The organism is Pedobacter sp. W3I1 (assembly GCF_030816015.1).
Lineage (GTDB): Bacteria > Bacteroidota > Bacteroidia > Sphingobacteriales > Sphingobacteriaceae > Pedobacter.
Map to the genome: position 1 here is coordinate 2,784,045 of NZ_JAUSXN010000001.1, position 24,284 is coordinate 2,808,328.

General features: G+C 37.5%; 20 protein-coding genes. 9 read left to right on the forward strand and 11 right to left on the reverse strand.

What is annotated here, in order from left to right; genetic code table 11:
• Positions 1–208: 208 nt before the first annotated feature.
• The 3 genes from QF042_RS11645 to QF042_RS11655 are packed head-to-tail and all read right to left on the reverse strand — an operon-like array spanning position 209 to position 3,990.
• Complete coding sequence (locus QF042_RS11645; protein WP_307528463.1) at positions 209–3,214, reverse strand: two-component regulator propeller domain-containing protein; 3,006 nt, start codon at positions 3,212–3,214, stop codon at positions 209–211.
• Positions 3,204–3,443, reverse strand: a complete 240-nt coding sequence (locus QF042_RS11650; protein WP_307528465.1) for a LytTR family DNA-binding domain-containing protein — start codon at positions 3,441–3,443, stop codon at positions 3,204–3,206. The genes QF042_RS11645 and QF042_RS11650 overlap by 11 nt, the downstream gene beginning before the upstream one ends.
• Positions 3,436–3,990, reverse strand: coding sequence for a LytTR family DNA-binding domain-containing protein (locus QF042_RS11655; protein ID WP_307528467.1), 555 nt, complete (start codon positions 3,988–3,990; stop codon positions 3,436–3,438). The genes QF042_RS11650 and QF042_RS11655 overlap by 8 nt, the downstream gene beginning before the upstream one ends.
• Positions 3,991–4,110: 120 nt before the next feature.
• On the opposite strand from QF042_RS11655, the gene QF042_RS11660 reads away from it, so the two are divergent.
• Both QF042_RS11660 and QF042_RS11665 read left to right on the forward strand, forming a co-directional pair.
• Positions 4,111–4,836 (forward strand): ferritin-like domain-containing protein, encoded by a 726-nt coding sequence (locus QF042_RS11660; RefSeq protein ID WP_307528469.1) that lies wholly within the window; start codon positions 4,111–4,113, stop codon positions 4,834–4,836.
• Positions 4,837–4,854: 18 nt separating this feature from the next.
• Positions 4,855–5,748 (forward strand): ferritin-like domain-containing protein, encoded by an 894-nt coding sequence (locus tag QF042_RS11665; RefSeq protein WP_307528471.1) that lies wholly within the window; start codon positions 4,855–4,857, stop codon positions 5,746–5,748.
• Positions 5,749–5,909: 161 nt separating this feature from the next.
• On the opposite strand, the gene QF042_RS11670 is transcribed toward QF042_RS11665, so the two are convergent.
• Positions 5,910–7,034 (reverse strand): CofH family radical SAM protein, encoded by a 1,125-nt coding sequence (locus QF042_RS11670; RefSeq protein ID WP_307528473.1) that lies wholly within the window; start codon positions 7,032–7,034, stop codon positions 5,910–5,912.
• A gap of 152 nt (positions 7,035–7,186) precedes the next feature.
• Here QF042_RS11670 and QF042_RS11675 point away from each other — a divergent pair, with 152 nt between their 5' ends.
• Together QF042_RS11675 and QF042_RS11680 are read left to right on the forward strand one after the other, a co-directional pair.
• The gene (locus QF042_RS11675) at positions 7,187–8,431 is read left to right on the forward strand and encodes a pitrilysin family protein (RefSeq protein WP_307528475.1); all 1,245 of its coding nucleotides are present in this window, start codon (positions 7,187–7,189) and stop codon (positions 8,429–8,431) included.
• Entirely contained in the window at positions 8,424–9,695 is a 1,272-nt protein-coding gene (locus QF042_RS11680; protein ID WP_307528477.1) for a pitrilysin family protein, read from the forward strand. The genes QF042_RS11675 and QF042_RS11680 overlap by 8 nt, the downstream gene beginning before the upstream one ends.
• A gap of 122 nt (positions 9,696–9,817) precedes the next feature.
• Here the strand turns inward: QF042_RS11680 and QF042_RS11685 are convergent, their stop codons facing one another.
• The 5 genes from QF042_RS11685 to QF042_RS11705 form a co-directional block, all read right to left on the reverse strand.
• Positions 9,818–10,099, reverse strand: a complete 282-nt coding sequence (locus QF042_RS11685; RefSeq protein WP_307528479.1) for a pyrimidine/purine nucleoside phosphorylase — start codon at positions 10,097–10,099, stop codon at positions 9,818–9,820.
• A gap of 8 nt (positions 10,100–10,107) precedes the next feature.
• On the reverse strand, positions 10,108–12,003 hold the full coding sequence (locus QF042_RS11690; RefSeq protein WP_307528481.1) for a DUF3857 domain-containing protein: 1,896 nt from the start codon (positions 12,001–12,003) through the stop codon (positions 10,108–10,110).
• Positions 12,003–14,009: a DUF3857 domain-containing protein gene (locus tag QF042_RS11695; RefSeq protein ID WP_307528483.1), complete on the reverse strand. Its 2,007-nt coding sequence runs from the start codon at positions 14,007–14,009 to the stop codon at positions 12,003–12,005. Before QF042_RS11695 ends, QF042_RS11690 begins: the two co-directional genes overlap by 1 nt.
• Before the next feature lie 143 nt (positions 14,010–14,152).
• Complete coding sequence (locus QF042_RS11700; RefSeq protein ID WP_307533343.1) at positions 14,153–14,473, reverse strand: hypothetical protein; 321 nt, start codon at positions 14,471–14,473, stop codon at positions 14,153–14,155.
• Complete coding sequence (locus tag QF042_RS11705; protein ID WP_307528484.1) at positions 14,412–15,161, reverse strand: sterol desaturase family protein; 750 nt, start codon at positions 15,159–15,161, stop codon at positions 14,412–14,414. The genes QF042_RS11700 and QF042_RS11705 overlap by 62 nt, the downstream gene beginning before the upstream one ends.
• Before the next feature lie 228 nt (positions 15,162–15,389).
• On the opposite strand from QF042_RS11705, the gene guaB reads away from it, so the two are divergent.
• From guaB to QF042_RS11730, 5 genes are all read left to right on the forward strand, one after another.
• Positions 15,390–16,859: an IMP dehydrogenase gene (gene guaB / locus QF042_RS11710; RefSeq protein WP_307528486.1), complete on the forward strand. Its 1,470-nt coding sequence runs from the start codon at positions 15,390–15,392 to the stop codon at positions 16,857–16,859.
• A 706-nt stretch (positions 16,860–17,565) separates the two neighbouring features.
• Positions 17,566–20,145 carry a TonB-dependent receptor gene (locus tag QF042_RS11715; protein ID WP_307528487.1) on the forward strand — a complete coding sequence of 860 codons (2,580 nt, stop codon included), beginning with the start codon at positions 17,566–17,568 and terminating at the stop codon, positions 20,143–20,145.
• Between the two features lie 1,261 nt (positions 20,146–21,406).
• A complete protein-coding gene (locus QF042_RS11720; protein WP_307528489.1) occupies positions 21,407–22,000 on the forward strand; it encodes a TIGR00730 family Rossman fold protein in 594 nt (197 codons plus the stop codon).
• 139 nt (positions 22,001–22,139) lie between these two features.
• Positions 22,140–22,601, forward strand: a complete 462-nt coding sequence (locus tag QF042_RS11725) for a MaoC family dehydratase (RefSeq protein ID WP_307528491.1) — start codon at positions 22,140–22,142, stop codon at positions 22,599–22,601.
• A gap of 60 nt (positions 22,602–22,661) precedes the next feature.
• Complete coding sequence (locus QF042_RS11730) at positions 22,662–23,201, forward strand: hypothetical protein (RefSeq protein ID WP_307528493.1); 540 nt, start codon at positions 22,662–22,664, stop codon at positions 23,199–23,201.
• Here QF042_RS11730 and QF042_RS11735 read toward each other — a convergent pair.
• On the reverse strand, positions 23,198–23,653 hold the full coding sequence (locus QF042_RS11735; RefSeq protein ID WP_307528495.1) for an iron chaperone: 456 nt from the start codon (positions 23,651–23,653) through the stop codon (positions 23,198–23,200). The genes QF042_RS11730 and QF042_RS11735 overlap by 4 nt on opposite strands.
• A gap of 7 nt (positions 23,654–23,660) precedes the next feature.
• Entirely contained in the window at positions 23,661–24,104 is a 444-nt protein-coding gene (locus QF042_RS11740) for a DUF2721 domain-containing protein (RefSeq protein WP_307528497.1), read from the reverse strand.
• Positions 24,105–24,284 lie beyond the last annotated feature (180 nt).

The following is a 24,284-nucleotide window of genomic DNA, read 5'->3' on the forward strand; positions in this document are numbered from 1 at the left end:
TTTAAAAACAAGACCGCTTTCAACACACAAATGAAACCTGAATTAAGATATAGTTTTAGGTTAGGTTATTAAATATCTATATCAATTCTATAAGAACGTCTTTGATAAACACTATCGTTTATTTCTAACACAAGTTTAAGGCTAAACATGGTTCGATCAAGATTCTATTTAGTGAGTGGTATTAATAATTGAGTAAACGGTAAATTTTCTATTTTAACGGTATAGAAATGGATACTGTTGTACCATTTGTGGTGTTTTGCCTTACGTTTAAGTGTATAGGTTTTGCTCCAATCTGACTTAAAAGGTGCAATCTTTCTTTGGTAAGCTGCATGCCTTTACTAATGTGTGTTTCCTTTTTATCCTTTAAAGAGTTGTCAATTCCAATCCCATCATCAATAATTTCGATGTTAAGATAGAATTCATCCTTCAGTTTAATGTTGATCAGAATTTCACCACCGGTTTCTTTTGGCATAATACCATGCCATATTGCATTTTCTACGTAAGGTTGCAACAACATAGATGGGATAAAGGTTTCTTCTTTATCAATTTCTTCATCGATGTTAAAAATATATTTTAATTTATCGCCAAAGCGGTTTTTCTCCAGTTTTAAATAAAGGTTTAAATATTCCAGTTCCTCTTCCAAAGAAATGTAACTTTTTGTACAGATCTCCAGGTTCTTTCTGATCAATCTGGCAAAGCCCGTTAAAACCTTATTTGCTGAAGCCGTATTTTGTGTATTGATATAATGCTGAATGGAGTTCATCACATTAAATACAAAGTGTGGATTCATCATCGCCTGCAAAGCCTGTTGCTCTAACATGAGTACTTTGTTCCTTAATAACAATTGTGCTTGCTCCTTATCTTTCTGCTTGCGGGTAATGTAAACAGCTACCTTGTAAAAGATATAAGCTACAAGCAATATTAAAATAGATAAAAACCACAGGCTTTGCCAAAAATGCTTTTTAATGGTAAATGCGATTTTTGCCGATTCGCCCCAATTACCGTTCTGGCTTTTTGCACTTACTTCAAATACATAATCGCCTGATTGTAGCGAAGAAAAATCTAACCGCCTGGTGCGGGTTTCTACCCAGGCCGAATTTTCATTTAAACGGTAACGATAGGTAATATCGCTGGTGGTAAAATCGACTGCGCTAAAGGTAAACAGAATGGTATTGTTACCCGTTTCAAAAGTAAAATTGCCCTGATCAACCGGCAAACGCTCGTTATCTTTAATAATAGAGGTAACGTATACCTTAGGAAGATTCTTAACGATGTTTTTATTGTTGTATTTAAATAAGATCAGGCCTTTGTTTGTTGCAAAATAAGCGGTGCTGTCATCAATGAACAAACTGTTGATGTCATCACTTAAAAGATCTTTGCCATAGTCGAAATTAGCCACCGTGGGTTGCTTAGGATAATCTGCAATTTTGTTAACTCCCTTATTGGTCAATACCCATATTTCGTTGTTTTTTACAAATATTTTAGTACAGATATTATTGGTTAAGCCATCTTTTTGAGTGATTTGCCTGGTAATCTGATTATTTTTGTAAAAAATTAAGCCATAGCCATCGGTTGCTAAAATCAATGTGCCATCAGCCAGCTGTTTAATGTCGTTTATTCGTTTGGTTAACAGCTGGTGGTTTTCGTAATGTTTAATTAGTTTTCCTTTAGAAAACTGAGATAATCCATTGATGTTTGAGAACCATAAACTACCTTCATGATCATAAAAAACATGGTAGGACCGATCTTTAAAGAAATCTTCTTTTTCACGATACTTTGCTGCGTTAAATTCAAATTTGTTTCTCCTGTCTGATAAAAAGACTACACCTGATGAAAGAGCTAAAGCCAAATGGTCGTTATTTTCGCCCACGCTGAAGTGTTTAATTACAAACATGGAGTTGTTAGATTCTTTTAAATAACTTACCTCGTTGGTACCGCGATAAATGTTTCTGAAAACGCCCATTCCATAATCAGAGGCAAAATATATCGACTGATCTTTTGGGTCGAAAGTAATCTGTTTAATCGTTTTGTATTTCTTAAAATCGTCTAACCCTATTTCATCTACCTGATAATTGTTGATGGTTAACACGTCGATTACAGCATCATCGGTACCCAGCCAGAGGCGGTTTTTCCCATCTTTGGTAATGCTTTTGATTACATTGCTGCTCAGACCAGATTCTGCATCGATAATCGATAATCGGTTATTCGTATTAGGAAGCATGTAAATTCCCTGATTGGTGGCAAACCACATGTTCTGGTTACTATCCTTAATTACCTGGTTAACCGAAATATCCTGAAGGTATTGGACTGTTTTTCCGCTTTTATCGAGCGCGAAGGCTCCATTGGCATTCGATAACCAAACCTCTTTGGTAGCAACATCGTAATAAAAATATCCCGACATGTTCTTGATCAGGTTCTGAGGAATTGGGATGAGATCGTTGATGCTTCCATGTCTATATTGTTTTAATCCCCCACTGTCCAGGTAAAATAAAGATCTGTGGCGGCTATTCGCAGCAGTCATGTAAGAAAGGGGCTGCACTTTTGAATTGACCATGGAAAAAGTTTTCCCGTTAAACTGCTGAACGCTTAAATCGCTGTAAGAAAATATATTACCTTGCTCATCCTCATGGATAAAGGCATTGATAAACTTATCATTTGGATTTGGAGAAATGTATTTTTTGATGGTTTTTCCATCCCAGCAAACAATCAGGTTGGCGTTTGTGCCGAGCCAAATCCGCCCCGATTTATCTACTAAAAAGGAAACAATTACCGTATTAAAGTTTAGCTTTTTAAGCAGTTCATCGTTATCCTGGTTATAAAATTTTCCTTCTTTTAAGTAGCTCAGCTGACCGTTTAGGGCAAAAAACCACAACCGTCCCTCTTTATCTTCTTTCATCTGAAGGATCTGTGTATCTGGAAGTCCGTCTTCGATGGTGAAATTCTGAAAATTTGTCCCATCAAAACGGCTCAGTCCATTATCGGTGGCGATCCATATAAAACCTTTTTTATCTTGTAAAATGTAATAACAGTTATTGCTGGCTAAACCATTTTTAGAGGTATAATGTGGAAGATAGGTGGTTTGCGCAAGCAGGGTTTTTGGAGCGCTAAATATAATGAGCCCGAATAAAAAAGCAATAAAAGAGCGGCCGAAGTTTAACTTCAGAATTGCTTTTTCAGCAAATAAAAGCGCTTTTATGCGTGGTTTAATGATCACTGTTTGTCTTTGTAAATAGCTTTATTTTTTCAAAAAAATCGCTTGCTCTTCTTCGCGAAATATTAATACTTTCACCATTTTTTAAGAAAACCTGAAGTCCGTTTTTTGAATTATACTCTTTTAAATGGTTAAGATTTATAATGCTCGACTTATGGATCCGTACAAATTGATCCCCAGGTAAAAGCTCTTCAAATTCCCGTAAAACTTTCGAAACTGTTATTTTATTCATGGTTATTTAAGTGTACAATAGAATAATTGCTATCGGCTTCAATGTAAATAATATCATCAATATCAATCATTTTAAAACCCTGGCCATAAGGGAGCGTAAGTTTTCTGATTTCTGATCGTGAGCTTAAACTGGAAGCCAGATTATTGATCCTTTCGTCGTTTTCATTTTGACCTTTAAAGCGCTTAATGTGTTGAAAAACCTTATCTACAGCTATTTTAAGCTCATCAATATCAATAGGCTTTAACAAATAATCGAGTGCGTTAGCCTTAATCGCTTTTAGTGCATATTGATCATAAGCAGTGGTAAATATAACGGCGGCATTGTGTTTTTGTGCATCGGGAATAAGCTCAAAGCCATTACCTCCAGGCATGGCTATATCCAGAAAAATCAGATCAATGGGGTGATGCGCTAAAATATCTTTTGCTTCCGCTACAGACCTTGCAATACCAGTAATTTCTACCTGCGGGCAGTTCTGTTGCAGTAAAAAAAATAATGATGAGCGTGCAAATTCCTCATCATCAACAATAATGGCTTTTAATATGGTCATATATGTTGGTGAATGTATTAAAATGGTCTTACAAAAAAAAATGCAAAGAGAAAAAACCAGTCTTGGAATTGTCACGTATGTATCATCAAACGAATTCAAAACCACTAAACATAGATGACTATGAAAAACAATGAACTAGAAACAAAAAGTGAACTTCAGGATGAAAGTTTATTTAGCAAAACTGTAGGCAGAAGATCTTTTCTTCAGTACGCAGGTGCAGGCGCTGCAGGTATTGCCTTAGTAGCTGCAGGTTGTAAAAAAGATCGCGGTTATGATAATCCTGTAATGGGAGGTGCAACGCTTGATTTTAAAGATGATTTCGGTGTATTAAATTATGCATATGCTTTAGAGCAATTAGAAGCTGCATTTTATGTTAAAGTTGCTTCAGCACCTCCTGCATCTTTCACTACAGCTCAAAAAGCATATTTCCAGGATATTCAGTTTCATGAAATTGCCCACAGAGAGTTTTTTAAAGCCGCTTTAGGCACCGCCGCAATTGGAAGTTTGGAGGTGGATTTTTCATCAATTGATTTTACCAGTTCTGCTGGTGTTTTAGGTGCGGCAATGGCTTTCGAAGACTTGGGTGTGGCGGCATACAATGGCGCCGGACCAAGAATTAAAAACGGTACTTATTTATTGTTAGCAGGTAAAATTGTTTCTGTTGAAGCCCGCCACGCAGCGTATGTTCGTGATCTGATCTCAAATGGAACATTTGCTGATTTGAACAGTCTTTCTGCTTTAGGTGCTAATAATGCTGGCGGTTTAGATGCAGCTTTAACACCAGATAAGGTTTTAGCTGCTGCCGGAAAATATATTAAAACCAAAATTAATGTTATCAATCTTTAATTTTTAAAATCAGAAATTATGAATATCGTAAATATATTAGAAGAAATTGAAAAAGTTGACGGAGAAATCTATGAAAGATTAAATCCAAGAAGAGCTGCAATGAAAAGCTTTTTCAACATGGGTAAAAAAATCTCTTTAGCCGCTATGCCACTGGCTTTAGGTTCAATGTTCCAAAAAGCATATGGACAAACTGCTTTACCAGCAGCGGTTGTTGATGTATTAAACTTTGCTTTATCACTAGAGTATTTAGAATACCATTTTTATAATCACTGTATCGTAGGAAAGACTCCGGGATCGGCAGTAATTGATGTTACTTTTAATTTTCCTAATGCAGCCAGCCAAGCAGCCATTACTACCATTCGCGATCATGAAAAAGCACACGTTGATTTATTAGTAGGCGCTTTAGGAAGTTCAGCACGTGCACCAATTGCTTATGCAGATACCGATTTTAGAGCAGGTGGAACATTTGCTACCGTATACTCTGATTATAATACCTTTCTAGCGGTAGCACAAGGCTTTGAAGATACTGGAGTGAGGGCATACAAGGGCCAGGCAGGGAATTTATTGGTTAGCCCAGGTGTATTACAAACCGCTTTGCAAATCCACTCAGTTGAAGCCCGTCACGCATCTCACATCCGCCAAATGCGTACAGCAGCTGGTAGTACAGTATATAAACCATGGGTTAGTCTTGGCGCTTCAGGTCAGGCAAATGATTCTGGAGTTCCTCAGGTAGATGCTGTTTATGCTGGCGAAGATTTAACTGTACAAGCTGGTGCAAACATAGTGGGTATTGGTGGTAATGCAGGTATTACCAAAGCTATAGCGGTAGAAAGTTTTGATGAGCCTTTAGATAAAGCCAGTGTAATTACCATTGCCAACTTATTTTTAAGGGACGGTAAAAAGCTTTCATAATACAGCAAAATATTGACGTTATTGATTAGGTAATGTTTGTTTAAGGTAGGGAGGTAGAACTTGGTTTTACTTCCCTTTTTTGAACAAGATTTTTAAGATGATAGGATTTTAAGATCAATGCGTATAATAAAATACATTTCCCATCATCCATCTCAAATAACCTAGTACGTAATTACCTGCTCTTCCAAATGTTCAGGTAAATCTCTGTAGTTATATTTTTGTCCGCGTAACTGAGGTTCGAAACCTGCGGCTTTAATAGATTGCTGAATGCCATTCGCGGTAAAACGGTGTGGAGCACCAGCCGCCGATACCACATTTTCTTCGATCATAATCGATCCAAAATCGTTTGCACCTGCATGTAAACAAAGCTGTGCGGTGGCTTTACCAACCGTTAGCCAGCTGGCCTGAATATTTTTAATATTAGGCAACATGATGCGGCTTAAAGCGATCATACGGATATATTCATCAGCTGTTACATTGTTGCTAATTCCGCGTAATCTTTTTAGTAAAGTGCCATCATCTTGGAAAGGCCAGGGAATAAAAGCTAAAAATCCGTTGGCATCGGCAGGTTTTTCGCTCTGTACCTGACGGATCCATACCAAATGTTCAAAGCGTTCTTCTATGGTTTCCACATGGCCAAACATCATCGTTGCCGAAGTAGTGATGTCTAATTGATGGCATGCACGCATTACATCAAGCCATTCTTGTCCGCCACATTTACCTTTCGAGATTAAACGCCTCACGCGGTCGTTTAAAATTTCGGCACCTGCACCCGGAAGCGAATCCATGCCTGCTTCTTTTAATGCTTTTAATACCTCAGTATGTGTCATCCCCTCGAGCTTTGCAACGTGTGCAATTTCTGGCGGGCCTAAAGCATGCAATTTTAGATCTGGATATAATTCTTTCAGTTTTCTGAATAAGTCAGCATAAAATGCCAAACCTAAATCGGGGTGGTGACCACCCTGTAATAATAATTGATCTCCACCTAAACGAAAAGTCTCTTCAATCTTTACCTTATAAGTTTCGATATCAGTGATATAACTTTCGTCGTGGCCAGGCCTGCGGAAGAAATTACAGAATTTACAGTTGGCAATACAAACGTTCGTGGTGTTTACATTACGGTCGATTTGCCAGGTTACTTTGCCACTGGGTACCTGGATTTTCCTTAATTCATTTGCTACAAACATCAAAGATGCAGTATCGGCATGATGATATAAATGTACACCTTCTTCAAGGCTCAAAAAATCGAAATGTAATGCCCGTTGCAGTAAATCGGCTATATTCATAGTACAAAGATAAGGAAAAGGGAGGGAAGGTTGAAGGTGTAAGGTTTAAGGTTTGTCAAAAAAATAACAAACGCGGTTAATACACCAAAATCTATTCAATCTTCCTCATCCGTGAAATCATTTATTATATCTTTACGGTTCTAAAAATAAATATGGTAGATTTTAATCGTTTTACGCTGGCCAATGGTTTAAAAGTTTTGGTGCATGAAGATGCTACAACTCCAATGGCAGTTTTAAATATTTTATATGATGTGGGTGCCCGTGATGAGGACCCGGAAAAAACCGGTTTTGCGCATTTGTTTGAGCATTTAATGTTCGGCGGATCGGTAAACATCCCCAATTATGACGAACCTTTGCAGCGCGTAGGAGGTGAGAATAACGCTTTTACAAGTAACGATATCACTAATTATTACATCACACTGCCTGCTGAAAACCTGGAAACAGCATTTTGGCTGGAGAGCGACCGCATGCTGAGCCTGGCTTTCTCTGAAAAAAGCTTAGATACCCAGCGGAATGTAGTGAGCGAAGAATTTAAGCAACGTTATCTTAATCAGCCTTATGGCGATGTTTGGTTAAAGTTGCGTCCGTTGGCTTATAAAAAGCATTCTTACCGCTGGGCAACTATCGGGAAAGAACTTTCGCATATCGAAAATGCAACAATGGACGATGTGAAAGCATTTTTTAAGAAACATTATACTCCACAAAATGCAATTTTAGTAGTGGGTGGCAATGTGAAAACAGAAGATGTGAAAAAACTGGCAGAAAAATGGTTCGAACCGATCCCAGCTGGTGATAAATATAACCGGGATCTGATTCAGGAAGAACCGCAAACAGAAGCCAGAAAAGAAACCGTTAAAGCAAACGTGCCTTTAAATGCAATTTATATGGCTTTTAAAATGCCGGGAAGGTTAAATCAAGATTATTACGCTTTTGATTTATTATCTGATATTTTATCGCGTGGACAATCTTCACGTTTGTATAACAGCTTGCTGAAAGAACAGAAACTTTTTAGCGATATCAATGCCTACATTTCGAGCAGTTTAGATCCAGGTTTGTTTGTTGTTGAAGGTAAACTGGTAGAAGGTGTAACCGTGGAAACGGCAGAAAAGGCAATCTGGGTTGAGCTGGAAAAATTAAAAGCCGAACTGGTGTCTGATAACGAATTAAAGAAGGTAAAAAACAAGGTAGAATCGGTACTTGTTTTTTCTGAGATGAGCCTGCTAGATAAAGCGATGAACCTGGCTTATTACGAATTACTGGGAGATGCAGCTTTATTGAACGGGGAAACCGAAGAATTTTTAAAAGTAGAGGCAGAAGATATCAAAAGGATATCCAACGAAACTTTCCAACCAAATTCATCGTCAACTTTATATTATTTAACTGAAGAAAATGCTTAACAGACAACAGGCGCCTGATTTTAAGCAGGTATCAACAATAAATTTTATCCATCCGGAAAAAAAAGTATTAGATAATGGTGTACCCGTTTTTACGATTTATTCTGGAGAACAGGATCTGGTACGTATTGAATTTATTTTTGATAACGTAAACTGGAAATTGGAAAAACCATTACAGGCCATTGCAGTAAGTGCCCTGATTAATAATGGAACAAATAAATTATCGGCAAAAGAGATAGCAGAACAAATTGATTTTTATGGCGCATTTTTCCAAACAGAATATGTCCAGGATCAATCTTCGGTTACATTGTATACTTTAAATAAACATTTACATTCGGTATTGCCCATTGTGAAGGATGTTTTATCAGAAAGCAAGTTCCCACAAGATGAGCTTGATATTTATATCCAAAATCAGAAGCAAAAGCTACAGGTAAACCTGAAGAAAAATGATGTTCTTTCGAGAAAAGAATTTGCACAAGCTTTATTTGGCGATACGGCTTATGGCGTAAATATTAAAGCAGACCATTACGATGCATTAAAACGTGAAGATTTAATTGAATATTTTAAGGCTGCCTACGCACCAAATAATTGTACCATAATCGCTTCAGGGAAGTTTGATATTTCAAGCTTTAATCTGTTAAACGATGCTTTCGGAAAGGATTGGGAAAAAAGTAATGCGGTAAAGAATAGTTTCGATTTCACCGCAACGGAAAAACAGTTTGTTTATACCGAAAAACCAGAGGCTTTACAATCGGCAATCAGAATAGGACAGTTGGCAATTAATCGTAAACATGAAGACTTTTCTGGACTTCAGATTTTAAATACTGTTTTAGGTGGTTACTTTGGATCACGTTTGATGAACAATATCCGCGAAGATAAAGGATACACTTATGGTATTGGTTCTGGTATTTCTTCATTACAGCAAGCAGGTTATCTGTTTATCGCTACAGAAGTTGGTGCCGATGTTTGTTCGGCTGCATTAACAGAGATTTACAAAGAAATAGAGCTGTTAAAAAATGAACTGGTAGGGGAAGAAGAACTGAATCTGGTTCGAAATTACATGTTGGGATCAATGCTGGGCAGTTTGGAAAATGTATTCTCACACGCCGATAAATTCAAGAATATTTACTTCTCAGGATTGGATTACGACTACTATACAAAATATATAGAGAAGGTTAAAACCATTACTGCTGAAGAATTACTTGCTTTGGCGAATAAATACCTCAGAACCGATCATTTTACAGAGGTGGTGATCGGGAAGAAATAAGGGTAAATTAATCCTCTAGAGAGGTCGTCATTTCGAGTGGAGTGCAACGAAGCCGAGTAATCTGTCGAGATAGATCTCTCCATTCCACTGCGTTCCAGTCGAGATGACGACCTTATATAAATCTATCTGTACTGGCAAAGATAGGTCGTTTGCACGTTGGCCCTTACTTTAAATGAGGAGTTTGCAGGCACTTCAAAATTACTTCCTGCTTTAATGCTTTTCCAATCGGCTGTATCAGGTAAAAGTGCTGATAGCTCACCCTCAATAACATGCATAATTTCTTTCTGTGCGGTTCCAAAAGTATATTCTCCAGGATTTATAACGCCGATAGTCGATTTTCCCTCGGCGGTTTCATAGCCTAACGATTTAACGTTGCCATCAAAATATTGGTTTTCAGTAATCATATGCTCATTTATAAAGTTTTTGCTAAAACGGCTTTTTGCTTATCAGCCTGGTAAATTTTTTTATAGAAATCTACATATTCACCATATTTTTCTGGCGGATACTTTTTATTGTTCATGGCCTGCGTTCTGCTGTAAACAATCATATTATCCTTAACGCTAAATTTCGCACTATACGAGCCAAATTCAGAGCTAATCGCAATATCTTTTGGAATAAACTCTACATTATAGCCTTTTGGCAAAATGTAACTAATTTCATCATCATCATTGTAACTGAACGGAACAGCAAAGTACGTTTTTCTGACCTCTACTTTAAGCGGCACGCTCTCGCGACGGTTAACCTGGTTGATCACCAAAAACAACTTATCTCCACCTTTGGTTAACAACGGGTTGGTTTTAAAGTTAATTTCTTCAGTAAGCACTGGTACCGTTTTATCTGGCTGTGCATACTTATAACTAATCAGCTCGGCTACCGGAATGGGACTCTCTTCAATTATTTTTTTCCGGAGATCCACAGGTTCCATTAATGTCATCGAAAAATTTTCTTCAAACTGCGCATTACCATAAGTAGATTTTATTTCTGAGCTGGCTGTACCATCTTCTGCCAATGTAATTTTGGTTTTTCTGATCTGATAATTTTCTTTGGCATTGTAGGCAGGGGTATGCACTATTTTTCCTCCATCTTCGGTAACCATTAATACATTCCGGTCAGAATTGCCATAACCGATAAATCCCATTGGGTTATATTGGCTGGTGCATTCTAAAAACGTAGTATCTTTTGCCAATGGAACACACAAAATCATATGGTTTGCCTGCCCCATACTCGAGTAATTGAGGTTTAAGCTTGGCATATCGTTTCCAATGACAATTAAATTTGAGGCAATTCCTGCTTCGTTTAATAAAGCCTTCATGTAATTAGAAAGTGCTTTACAATCGCCATAATTAACCTGCGCTACCTTTTCGGCCAAAATAGGCCTAAAGCCACCAATTCCCAATTGTACACTCACATAACGGGTATTTTGCTGCAAATGGTTGTACAAAATGCGGATCTTTTCTTTTGTTGTTTTGGCATCTTTAATTAAATTCTGTACCATTAATTTGGTGGCTTCCGGAAGTTTATTTCCACCCTGATTTAAGGTGAAAAGCCATGACCCGAAATTTTTCCAGTTATCGAAATTTCCTGTCGAACCATCGTATTCAAACTGATTAGGAGAGGCTTTTACCCATGCAGAAATATTATCGATATCGGTACTTAAAGGCTCTTCAGCAACTGCTGCAACGTTGGTACTCTTCCATTTGTACTGTACTTTTTCTCCATTAATTACCGAGTCGGTCTGTAAATTCAAACTCGTAATGTATCTCATTTTGTAGTTTTTTGCCTTTTGAATCGTGTAGGCCGATTTTTCTACTGATACTCCAAAACCTTTCAGGTCGCGCCATGAAGGAAAATAAAGCAATCCTTTATAATCCTGACTATAGCTATACTCTATGGTGTATGGATAAGTTATACTTACAAATTTTAGGAGTTTAAGTCTATTTTCTTCGAAGATCGAAAAATCCGAAATCAGGCTTTGGTCTTTTATATCTGAACTTTTATAGTCCTTTACCTTTTTTCCTGCAGCATCGTAAAGGGTAGCCTTAATGTTGTAGATACTGCTAAATTTATCGTAACCTTCAGCCATTTCACCATATTCTTCACCGGCTTTGTTTAAAATGGTTATCGCCACTTTATAATCCATTTTTGCCTCACCCAAACCCTTAACATCAAAAAAAGATTCTTCGTTCCTGATGACAGCAACAGCATCCTTTTTCAGGTTTTCAGGAATCTTCGCTACATCGTAATCTATTTGTGCTAATGCACTATTAATGCTTACAAGCGCAAGCGCCAAACTTAAATAGTATTTCATTATACTTTCTTTTTAAATACGATCTGTTCAGCCTGCTTTTCTACAACTGTTTTAAATAATTCTTTTAAGTCGAAATATTCTTCTGGTGTATAAAGCGATTTGTTTACATTTATAATACTTCTTACCATTAAGGTTTTGCCTTCTGCAATGTAATTGATGGTAAATGTTCCATTCTCTTCCGGCAGTTTATAAATCCCACCTTTTGGCAGCTTATCTACTTCGTAGTCTTCAGGGAAGTTAATCGTAATCCGGTAACTTTCTTTAAATGGATAGGCAAAATCGACCGGGAATTTTCGTTGCTCTAATTTGAATAAATTTTCTTTGGTTCTTTCGAAAAGCAAAGGGGTAAAATATACCAGGTTTCCGGCTTCTTCCACATTGTCTTCAATTACTACATCCATCGTTTCAGTCAACAACTCATCAAGATTGTCGAGGTTGTCTATTTTATAATTAGAAACTTCGAGGCCTGTTTTGTCTTTTTTGAAGTTTTTAACAAATTCGGTTTCGTTATTAGTTTTTCTATATTTATTGCGAAGGTTTAGTGCGCTATAGCCTTTTGAGTATTGATTAATTTTGCCCGTTAACTTATGGTCTTTATCAAGCGTCATATTATAAACAAAAATCTTTTCACTCAATACGCTTGGTTCTGTAGAAAGCCATTTTCCATTAAAGCTTTTTAAATCCATATAAAAGCCCTGGTGACTCAGGTTTTCATAATCTAACATACCAGCAGGAAGATCTTTATCTGTAGCATCAAGAAAATAGAGTGTATTCCCGATCTGTGTAACACCAATTACGTTGTTGAACGCCGATTCTACCGGATATCCTGGGTGTTCTCCATTTTCCCTTGTGCTGATCAAAACGGGGTAGGCCTCTATTTTCGCTTCTTTCAATAAGCTTAATAAGGAAAGGTTGATATCAGCAGACGAACCTGTTTTCTTTTCGAAGATACTTTTTGGATTGGTTTCTTTAGCATATTCCGAGTATTCTTTATTCCATTTTAAGTTGTTTTTAACATAGTCGAAAATAAGCTTTACAGCAGCAAGGGTATCTTTTTCTCCTTTTAAAATGCCTGGAAGTACAGATTTGGCATAACTGTTTTTATTAATAAAACCGCCAAATTTTTCATCTTGAGCCAGCCCATTAATAATTTTTGACCACGATCCATTAAAGTCCTGGTAAAGTTCACCCGGAAACTGGGTTGCCCTAAGTTCAAATTTTATTTTAGGGATATAATCATCCATTGTGGTTACATAAGGCTCCTCTTTCAACGCAGGTACATTAGCAGCACAATATTTATCGTAAACAGCAGTAGAGTTTACGCCTGATACATAGCTTGCATTTACATTTTGGTGAAGCGGATGGTCGACCTGATAATACCCACTTAGGTTGTTCTTATAAGTTAGGTATTCAGGTATTTTTACATTGTACTCCGACCAAAGTGTTGGAATGTTTGACTGGAATTTCCAGCCACGCAGTGTGAAAATAAAATCTGACTTGATTTTGTATTTAAATTCGATAATGGAGCCTTCTTTAACATTTGGCAAGGCAAATTTTTTGATGACATAGTTTTTGTTAAATTCCTCGGTAAATTTGGCATCCTTATTCAGTTTGCTGGTCACCATTTTGCCATCAACCATATTATAAGTTGCGGCATCCATAAAAGTAAGGTCTTCTTTTGCCGAGTTACTATTTTTATAAAGTTCTACTTTATAATTAGCCAGATCGTAACCATTTTTGTTTAAGATTTTGTAACGGATATGCCTTTCAAAAACATAAATAAAGCTACCAGAAGAAGGCCCGATTTCAAAATAACAGTCGCCAACATCAAACAGTTTAATCGCTGAAGCCGAAGAATCCTGTCCTGTGGCTTTCACCTCAAATTCTGTTGGAGCAATTTTACCAAACTTGAATTCTCTTTTTATAGGTTGAGTGGTTTGGGCATAGAGGGTGCTAACTCCAATGCATAGCATTAAAGTCAGAAATTGGAGCGCATTTTTCTGCATTTATAAAATTAGTTTTTTGGTTAATGCAATATTAAAAAGATTCAGCGAAATATGATCAATTAATTGACAAGATATTTTTGATGTATAATTTAAATCAGCCTGTATGGCTATGCAAAATTTTATAAGGTAATCTGTTATCGCTTTTATGGGTTGGCCATTTCAGTTTTGTAAGTTTTCAGATATTCAGATCTCACTATTTTTGCTGTTTTATGTTCTTTGGTATGGCTCCATCCGGGAGGCATAAAAATGTATAGAAACTTGTTTTTAATCCCTGGTGCGTGCCATACATCTTTAGCCAAAAGAACAATTTCGCCGAAATAAGCGTCTAAAAAACTATGTTTTTTCATTTCCCGGGTAATACCGTATTCAATTTTTATCGTTTTATCTTCTTCCTGATAGGTTTTAAAAACATGGTCCCAGATGGGTAACAGGGTTACAGAAGTTGGTATCCATATACAATGCATTCTTGGCATGGTGTACACGATGATGAGAAGGGGTAAGGATTATTTTATTTAAAAAACCGAAACGGCCATCTTTTGAGATGTTTTCTCCAATATGGATAAAAGATCCCCAAACACCATCAATAAACATAATTAAAAAAAGCAGTGAAGGGCTCACGCCTAAAAGTATACAGGTTGTTGTTCTAATTAGGTCTGCATATGGTGCTTCAAGAAAAAAATGAGCAAAATTTACGGATAGATTCATGGTTTCGGGTGCATGATGAGTAGAATGTAAACACCAAAACAGCCTTACTTTATGCGCTAAAAAATGGTAAATAAAATGACCAAATTCCCATATTACATAGCCATAAATGAGCCAGTACCAGGTAATTTCGGTTTTAAAAATGGCATATTTCCCAAATAAACCTATACAAAGGGAAACCATTCCGATTGAAATAATGCGGCCAATAAATGAATTGAAGACCAATGAAAAGAAAGAGATGCGATAATCAACCACTTTAAAACGGCGGTAAAATGTCATCCTGATGATTTCAAAAGCCAATAGAAAGGGGATTAAGGGACCAATAAGTGCACTAATTCCTTTCCAGCTCATAAACTGGCTATAATCATTGGTTTGCAACAGTTGTAAAATTGCCGATAAGCCGAAAAAGCCAATCAGCCATTCCTTCGTTCCTTCCAGAAAATCAATCATGTTTATATATTTGGTTCGATGAATTTATATAAATATCGAGCTTAATCAAATTAAATCGCTAAATACTTAGTGGGATTATCCCTTAATAACTTCTGAAAGCCTGCCCATTTTAGCGCTAATGCAATTGTCAGGCAAGCTCAATATTTAAGCATTTTTATCTTTATGCTTTTATTTCCCCTCAATTTTTGTATCTTTGCCTGGCAAATAATAAATCCTAATTTATTTGCTATGCAACTCGATTCCACAAAGTTTATTGCCACAGGTTTAACGTATGACGACGTACTTTTAGTACCCGCATATTCCGAAATACTGCCCCGTGAAGTAAATACAACCACTTTTTTAACGAAAAAAATTAAACTTAATGTTCCATTGATTTCTGCGGCAATGGATACTGTAACTGAAGCCGAACTTGCCATTGCCATTGCGCAAAACGGAGGTATTGGTATGTTACATAAAAACATGACTATAGACAGACAAGCTGCCGAAGTACGTAAAGTTAAGCGTTCGGAAAGTGGTATGATCCAGGATCCTGTTACCTTATTGGAAACAGCTGTTGTGGCCGATGCTTTCAAAATCATGAAAGAGCATAAAATTGGTGGTATTCCGGTGGTAAGTAGCGATAATAAACTAGTAGGTATTATTACAAATAGAGATTTACGTTTCCAAAAGGATATGAAGAGACCAATTTCTGAGGTAATGACTAAAGAAAATTTAATCATTGCGCCAGAAGGAACCACTTTGGTTCAGGCAGAAGAAATTCTTCAGAACCATAAAATCGAAAAACTTCCAGTAGTAAGCAAAGATGGATACTTAAGTGGTTTAATCACTTTTAAAGATATTTCTAAAGTTAAGGATTATCCTGCTGCCTGTAAAGATGAACGTGGCCGTTTAAGGGTAGGCGCTGCGGTAGGGGTAACAGCCGATACTTTACAGCGTGTTGATGCTTTGGTTCATGCCGGTGTTGATGTAATTACCATCGATACTGCTCATGGCCATACTAAAGGTGTTGTTGATAAATTAAGAGAAGTTAAAGCAAAATACCCAGATTTACAGGTGATTGTTGGAAATATAGCCACCGGTGCAGCTGCAAAATTTTTGGCAGATGCTGGTGCCGATGCAGTTAAAGTAGGTATAGGCCCGGGTTCTATCTGTACCACCAGAATTATTGCCGGTGTTGGTGTTCCGCAGTTATATGCAGTTTACGAATGCGCAAAAGCTTTAAAAGGAACTGGAGTACCTGTTATTGCTGATGGCGGTATTAAACACACTGGCGACATTGCCAAAGCAATCGCATCGGGTGCAAGTACAGTGATGGCAGGTTCGTTATTTGCAGGAGTAGAAGAATCGCCAGGTGAAACCATTATTTACGAAGGACGTAAATTTAAATCTTACCGTGGAATGGGCTCAATTGAAGCGATGGAGCAGGGTTCTAAAGACCGTTATTTCCAGGATGTGGAAGATGATATTAAAAAGTTAGTGCCTGAAGGAATTGTGGGTCGCGTGCCATTTAAAGGTACTTTGGCAGAAGTAATGTATCAATATATCGGCGGTTTACGTGCCAGCATGGGCTACTGTGGGGCGGCAACTATAGAAGCATTACAAGAAGCACAATTCGTACAGATTACAGCTGCAGGTATGCGCGAAAGTCACCCACACGATATTACCATCACTAAAGAAGCACCAAATTATACCAGATAAGGCATCTTTTTCGAATAATCGTCATTATAAGGAACGAAGCAATCTCATAAGTCAATATTTTTATAGAATTCAATATTAGCGGGGCATCGTTTTACGATAGCCTCGTTTTTGTTCGTACAAAGTCTTTCGGCTTTTTAAATGACTTCAGCTCCCCACCAAGAACATTAAGGTAAAAATATGCTAAAAAGATCCTATTAATTAAAGGATAATTTAAATATTGAAAGCCAGTATGTTATGGCGTTACCCAAGCTGCGCAAGGGTCGGGCTTTTCAGGGCTGCGCTTCGCTCCGGTACCGATGAACTATCGACACTGAACCCTTACAATCCCTAACGCGAACCGCGCATTTAAAAACCTGTAAGGTCCTTAAAAAGATCTCTATATCAGCTTGCTGAATATAAGACTAACTATTTTATTGCGTAAAATGTAATAAAGATAGTGGAGCTATTTTCTTAAAATTTTCCGTGCCAATCCGTGTTTCTGTGGCTAATAATAACCCAGCTCAATCATAAAAATAGAAAAATCACAAAATAAAATTTGGCAGCTAACTTTTTTTGATATATTTGTCGACTAAATCCATAGGATTTATATAAGTTATGAAATTTGGACAAAAAACCCGCCTGTAGTTGTTGTGGCTATTCTCAAACAAAATAAAACAATTTACAAGCCTATTAACTGATAACATTTAAACAAACTATATAACCAATCATGAACAAAAGTTTACTCATTTTTTTTTCATTAATACTTTCTGCAAACTTTGTTTTTGCTCAGACACCGGTAAGGGGTGTAATAAAGGCAAGTAATGGCACTACCATACCACATGCAACCATAAAGGTAAGAGGTACAAACCAAGCCGTTGTAGCCGATGATAATGGTGCCTTTACCATTAATGTAAAGCAAGAAATTCCATTTTATTTACAAGTTAGTTCAGTTGGCTTTAAACCCCAGGATTTTCAGTTTTTAAAACCACAGGAAACACCCATTGAGTTGGTTCTGGTAGAAAGCGCACTGCTGGATGAAATTGTGGTAACGTCGAGAAGGCGTTCGGAGGTTTTGCAAGATGTGCCCATTCCAATTACCGTAATTGGTGGACAGGCAGCAGAAAATGCTGGTGCATTTAACGTTAACCGTTTAAAAGAGTTGGTTCCTTCAGTACAGTTATATGCTTCTAATGCCAGAAATACTACTTTAAATATTAGGGGATTAGGCTCAACATTCGGTTTAACCAACGATGGTATCGATCCAGGTGTAGGTTTTTACGTAGATGGTGTTTATCACGCCCGTCCGGCTGCAACCTCTACCGATTTTCTGGATATCGAGCAGATTGAAATCCTTCGCGGTCCACAAGGGACCTTATTTGGTAAAAACACCACCGCTGGTGCATTTAATATCACCACCACCAAACCAACCTTAACGCCAAGTGCAAAAGTAGAATTGAGCGTTGGAAATTATAATTTTATCCAGGCTAAAACTTCCGTTTCAGGTGCTCTTGCAAAAGATCTTGCTGCAAAAATTTCAATTTCGGGTACACAGCGTGATGGTACCATTTGGAACACCAGGGAAGAGCGCAAATACAGCGGACAAAACAATCTTGGGTTTAAAAGTCAGTTGTATTACACACCTTCTGATAAATTGCAGGTATTGTTAAGTGGCGATGTGAGCATTCAGCATCCTGCAGGTTATCCATTGGTAATTGCAGGCGTAACTACGACTGAAAGAAGTGCTTACCGCCAGTATGCCAAAATTGTATCTGATTTAGGCTATCAACAACCTAAAATCGATCCTTTTTCCAGAGAGATCAATACCAATACGCCTTGGAGACATAATCAATCAATAGGTGGTATATCTTTAAATGTAGATTATAAAATAGGTAATGGAACGCTTACTTCTACTACTGCCTGGAGATTCTGGAACTGGGATCCTACGAACGACAGGGATTTCTCTGAGTTAGCTGCATTAACCAAATCGCAGGGTACTTCACGCCACGATCAATACTCGCAGGAGGTAAGGTATGCAGGAAATATTACCGACAAAGTAAGTGGAGTAATCGGTGTGTATCTATTGGGGCAGAATTTAAAAGGATTGTCACAAACAGAAGAAGTGGGTAAGGATCAGTGGAGATTTGTACAAACCAGTAATACCGGCAGTCAGGCTTTATACTCAACCCCAGGCTTACTAGATGGCTTCGGGATTAAAACGAACTCCACTATCAAATCGTTAAGTGCTGCTGTTTTTGCACAGGTTGATTGGGAAGTTTTAACGAACCTGCACGTATTACCAGGTTTAAGGTATACCTATGATAAAAAAGATGTTGATTACGATAGGGTAACTTATGGTGGTTTACAAACTACCGATGCGGCATTATTGGCACTTAAAGCGGCTGTGTATGCAAATCAGCAGTTTATAACCAAGGTAGATAATAACAATTTATCTGGTAACTTTACAGTATCTTACCGTCCTACTCATAACTTAAATGTTTACGGAACTTTTTCTACCGCATATAAACCGGTTGGTGTTAATGTAGGTGGTTTGCCAACTACCTCAGCAGGAGCAGCCGATTTATCTGTAGCTGTTGTTAAACCGGAGTATGTACAACATTATGAGTTAGGTGCTAAAACAAAGCCATTTAAAGGTGCTATTGTAAATCTCAGTTTGTTTAATACTGATATTAAAGATTACCAGACCAATGTGCAATCGCCACAGTTGGGCGTAAACAGGGGCTATTTGGCAAATGCTGAAAAAGTAAGGGTAAAAGGCCTGGAAATTGACGGAACTTATCAATTAGAAAGGTTTTTAACTTTAAATGCTGCTTTGGCTTATCTAGATGGCAAATATGTTAAATTTACCAATGCACCACTGCCTTTAGAAGAAACCGGACATACAGAATTAGTGAATGGTGTAGCTACTCAGGTAGCATTTAAAGATGCTTCAGGAGGCAGATTACCAGGTATATCTAAATGGAATATTTCTGGTGGTTCAGAATTCAGCGCGCCTGGCAGTTTAGCAACCAAGCTGGGTAGATATTTTATTGCTGCTGATGCCAGTTACCGTTCAGAGTATTCTTCAAATCCTACACCCTCGAGCATATTAAATGTTAAAGGTTATGCTTTGTTTAATGCCAGGTTAGGATTCAAATCTGATAAATTCTCTGCATTTGTGTGGAGCAGAAATATCGGAAACAAAAATTATTACGAGCAGTTGCAGGCAGCAGCAGGTAACTCCGGTTTGTATGCAGGTGTACTTGGCGATCCAAGAACTTATGGTGCTACCTTGCGTTATTCTTTCTAAGATTGTTTAACTGAAAATCTTTTCTCTCTTATATTTGGTTAAAAGGAGTGGTGTAATGCCATTCCTTTTTTGTTTTTAAGGAGAGCGGGGTCCCTGTGCTTTTCGGTTGCGGTAATCCTGCTGTCCGTTTTACTTCGCCAATGAAGGATTGGCTTCGTGCCCACTTCCATCAGGTCTATTTTACTTCTGCTAGTGGTTTTTATGGAAATAAATACCAGAAACTAATTTACGCTTATCACCAGGAGATTTGAATGGCAGAATAATAAGCGAAATCTTTCTCTCTTATATTTGGTTAAAAGGAGTGGTGTAATGCCATTCCTTTTTTGTTTTTAAGGAGAGCGGGGTTCCTGTGCTTTTCGGTTGCGGTAATCCTGCTGTCCGTTTTACTTCGCCAATGAAGGATTGGCTTCGTGCCCACTTCCATCAGGTCTATTTTACTTCTGCCAGTGATTCTTATGGAGATTAAATACCAGGAACTAGTTTCCCTCATTAGCCTATCGTGTGGACACATCTTTTTTTAGGATGGTTTGGACATCATGCTAGCTGGCTTTAATAAACCACAGTCTTTACCGAAGAACGCCGTCAATCCCAAGTGGCAGAAGAATCAAAAAAACAGGTATTGAAAAGAACAAGTAGCACTACCAAGCCTGAAATGCAGTGGTTTTGTGTTCTTATCCGCTGCATTTAAGGTTAAAAGGATATTGAACACAAAACGAAGTGCCACTGTTTTTTTGATGAGCGTGGGCGGTGAGAAGCCACATTGCTGGATTGACAAAGCGCTTTGGGTACTTTGGCGCTCCAAAGTACCTTGCCCCGCGGCAAAGAGCGTAATAAATCGATATTTGTGTTTAGAGTTACTTAATAGCAGGAAAGATGCTGAAATAAATTCAGCATGACGATCGCCTTAGAGAAAAGGGCTAAAAACAAATCTAATTAGCAGAGATGTGTCCACACGATAGCTCATTAGCGGGAGATCAATGTTATTAAGTTAGGTATATCTATTGTCAGTCTGAGCCTGTCGAAGATCTTTATTGTCGGAAAAAAACATTTGTCCTTCAATAGGCTCAGGATGATATGCTTTTTTGTTTCTCCTTAACTTAATGACATTGATCAGGAAATTTAAAGGTAGAATGAAAAAGAGTAAAATAAGCTATCGCTTTTGGAGGTTAAAACTTCAAAAAATAGACCTGTAACAGCTTTGTGCAGAATTAAAATTTATAGAAAGCCGATAAAATATTAACTTCGGTAAATTTTAAAAAAAATGAATAAGCTTAACTCGGTTTGTGTGTATTGTGGCTCAAACTTTAATGGCGATATAACACTCCGTAAGGTAATAAAGCAATTGGCCGAAACACTTGTGAAACAGCAGATCAGATTGGTGTATGGTGGTGGTAGTGTTGGGGTAATGGGCGTGTTAGCTAACGATGTTCTGGAATTGGGTGGTTTAGTAACGGGGGTAATTCCTCAGTTTTTAATGGATAAGGAAGTAGGTCACCAGGGTTTAACCGAAATGATTGTTACCGAAAATATGCATCAGCGGAAACAGAAAATGGCCGATTTGAGCGACGGTTTTGTCATCTTACCTGGTGGATTTGGTACATTGGAAGAATTTTTTGAAGTGTTAACCTGGTTACAGCTTGGCCTGCACAATAAACCAATCGGGGTATTAAATGTAAATGGCTTTTACGATCCCTTATTTGCTCAAATGGACATGATGGTTCAAAACAAATTTTTGAAACTGGCCAATCGCGATTTGGTTTTTAATGAGGCAGATGCTGAAATATTAATTAATAAAATGGACAGTTTTTCTGCTATTCCTGATGAAGTTTGGTTTAGAGAAAGGAATCTGAGTTAATTATAGCAAGATGCTTATGGTTAATAGTCAATGGTTCATAGCCAGAGTGCTTATATCATTAGACGATTAACCAGCAATTTAACAATACAAACAACAATAATATTATAAAAACACCTTTAGAGGACCTAAAATTACAATAATGCAAATCATCAGCTCCCATGCAGAATTTGAACAATACCTTGGCAAGGAATTAGGCGTTTCTTCATGGCACACCATTACACAAGAACAAATTAATAAATTCGCCGATGCTACTTTAGATCATCAATGGATACATGTTGATGAAGAGCGGGCGCAAAATGAAGGACCTTTTAAAGCAACCATAGCGCATGGCTATTTAACACTTTCATTAATCCCTTATCTATGGAAAGAAATTGTTGATATCCAGAAATTAAAAATGGAGATCAATTATGGTATCGAAAGTTTAAGGTTCGCACAAGCCGTTACCGTAAACAGTAAGGTAAGGTTAAAAGCCAAGCTAGCTTCCATCATTAATCTCCGAGGCGTAACGAAGGTAAATATGGCTATCGAAATGGAAATTGAAGATCAAAAGAAACCTGCCTTTAGTGGAGAGGTAGTTTTCTTGTATCATTTTGTAAATTAATACCTTACAATGTAGCGCATTGTTTATCTTTAACATTAAATAAGGAAAAACAAATGCCTCATGATCGTAAACTGGAAATCTTTAAGTTTTATTTTAATTAGTCTCGCTATCGTTTCTTGCCAGAAGAATAAGGCTCAAAACAGGGCTGCCGATTCATTTTTGCCGATGCAGATTGGTAATTTATGGTATATGAATGCTCAATCTTATACTGAAATCAAGGATACTGTTCGCATCAATAAAAAGCTTTTTTACAAGTTTTATTCTTTGGTCGGCGGCGATGCAGTGAGTACCGTTTATTTGAGGATTGATGAGCAGAATAAATTGGTGGAAAGCTATCCTGATGATCCTTTGAAAACTTATACCCGGGCCGATTTTAATGCGAAGGTTGGCGATAAGTTTTTCACTACAGGAGCAAAAGATGAAAATGATAACGAAGTAACGGTGGTTCAAAAATCGGATACCGAAATGACTTTTTCGTTTGATCCGATTTATCATCCAAATTTAAAAGGACACCCATCGCAGGTAAAATATATAAAAGGTAAAGGCCGGGACGAAAAGTTTAAAAAACTGAAGATTGATGGCGTAGTTTATCAAAATTAGCCATTACGCTTATACACCTTTTCATAATGCTCAATCCATTGCTCTGGCGTTACTTTTCTGATGAGCTCGGCAATCAGTGCGTATGGAATATCACCTGGCTTTTTAAAACGGACACAACCTTTGCCCATATCAAGCTTATATTTACAGTGTTTAGGATATTCAGCCTGAAACCATTCCAGTAAACCGGTAAATGCATACAGACCCAGGTGGTGCATCACAATAAAATTCTTTTGCGAACCAACATTGATAAAAGGTAAAGCCTGTTGCGGTGTGCAATGGTAACCCGCAGGGTAAAGTGCTAACGGAATAACGTAGCCCAGCATACCATAAGTGATTTTTTCTTCAAAACCTTTGGGTAAGTTTTCTAAAATCGTATCTCTCAGTTTTGAAACAGGTACTTTTCTTTCTTCAGCGATACTGTTTAAGTATTCTTCTGGTGTGTTAATCTCCATCTGCATGCTAATTTTTATCAAACTTCTTTTTTAACCTGCTTACTATCGAGGGATTATCCAATTCTTCTAAACTACTCAGTTCCAATTCCAGTGCCTTTGTGCTGATCTGGATCTCGATCAACGAGATAATGAGCGAGATCATAAAGAAGATCAAACTCAATCCAAAAAGGATTTCGGCAACCGTATTCCATTCCAGGTAAATGAAAAACATACAAAAAAGGCAGCTTGCGAAACTGAGTACGCCAAAAGCCTGCATATTTTTAATTAACCTTAATCGGTAACGTAAGTTTTCAATCTGTTGGTGAAGTGCTGCATTTTTATCGCCGTCTTCATATTTCGATTTTAAACTTCTTACCAAACTGGCCAGAGCCAGAAACCGGTTGGTATAGGCCAGCATAATTAAGCTAATGGCAGGAAACAATAGTGCAGGAATATTGATGGTTAGTTCCATTCTTAGGATTTATCCAAAAATATCATTTTAAATGGATATCTCCTTAGGTACACCACAAATTACATAAACTGTCGTCATCCTGAATTTATTTCAGGATCTTTGTGGTTAAAAAGACTTAGCGCACCTTGCGGTTAAGTGACCGGTAGACCAGAAACCGTTTTGGTCAATGCTATTTTTCTG

Coding starts and splice junctions, on each gene's coding strand:
- QF042_RS11680 (WP_307528477.1), top strand. CDS start 8,424: ATGCTTAACAGACAACAGGCGCCTGATTTTAAGCAGGTATCAACAATA.
- QF042_RS11655 (WP_307528467.1), bottom strand. CDS start 3,990: ATGACCATATTAAAAGCCATTATTGTTGATGATGAGGAATTTGCACGC.
- QF042_RS11720 (WP_307528489.1), top strand. CDS start 21,407: ATGAATAAGCTTAACTCGGTTTGTGTGTATTGTGGCTCAAACTTTAAT.
- QF042_RS11735 (WP_307528495.1), bottom strand. CDS start 23,653: ATGGAGATTAACACACCAGAAGAATACTTAAACAGTATCGCTGAAGAA.
- QF042_RS11695 (WP_307528483.1), bottom strand. CDS start 14,009: ATGCAGAAAAATGCGCTCCAATTTCTGACTTTAATGCTATGCATTGGA.
- QF042_RS11650 (WP_307528465.1), bottom strand. CDS start 3,443: ATGAATAAAATAACAGTTTCGAAAGTTTTACGGGAATTTGAAGAGCTT.
- QF042_RS11690 (WP_307528481.1), bottom strand. CDS start 12,003: ATGAAATACTATTTAAGTTTGGCGCTTGCGCTTGTAAGCATTAATAGT.
- QF042_RS11700 (WP_307533343.1), bottom strand. CDS start 14,473: ATGCATTGTATATGGATACCAACTTCTGTAACCCTGTTACCCATCTGG.
- QF042_RS11725 (WP_307528491.1), top strand. CDS start 22,140: ATGCAAATCATCAGCTCCCATGCAGAATTTGAACAATACCTTGGCAAG.
- QF042_RS11665 (WP_307528471.1), top strand. CDS start 4,855: ATGAATATCGTAAATATATTAGAAGAAATTGAAAAAGTTGACGGAGAA.
- QF042_RS11675 (WP_307528475.1), top strand. CDS start 7,187: ATGGTAGATTTTAATCGTTTTACGCTGGCCAATGGTTTAAAAGTTTTG.
- guaB (WP_307528486.1), top strand. CDS start 15,390: ATGCAACTCGATTCCACAAAGTTTATTGCCACAGGTTTAACGTATGAC.
- QF042_RS11685 (WP_307528479.1), bottom strand. CDS start 10,099: ATGATTACTGAAAACCAATATTTTGATGGCAACGTTAAATCGTTAGGC.
- QF042_RS11715 (WP_307528487.1), top strand. CDS start 17,566: ATGAACAAAAGTTTACTCATTTTTTTTTCATTAATACTTTCTGCAAAC.
- QF042_RS11705 (WP_307528484.1), bottom strand. CDS start 15,161: ATGATTGATTTTCTGGAAGGAACGAAGGAATGGCTGATTGGCTTTTTC.
- QF042_RS11730 (WP_307528493.1), top strand. CDS start 22,662: ATGATCGTAAACTGGAAATCTTTAAGTTTTATTTTAATTAGTCTCGCT.
- QF042_RS11660 (WP_307528469.1), top strand. CDS start 4,111: ATGAAAAACAATGAACTAGAAACAAAAAGTGAACTTCAGGATGAAAGT.
- QF042_RS11670 (WP_307528473.1), bottom strand. CDS start 7,034: ATGAATATAGCCGATTTACTGCAACGGGCATTACATTTCGATTTTTTG.
- QF042_RS11740 (WP_307528497.1), bottom strand. CDS start 24,104: ATGGAACTAACCATCAATATTCCTGCACTATTGTTTCCTGCCATTAGC.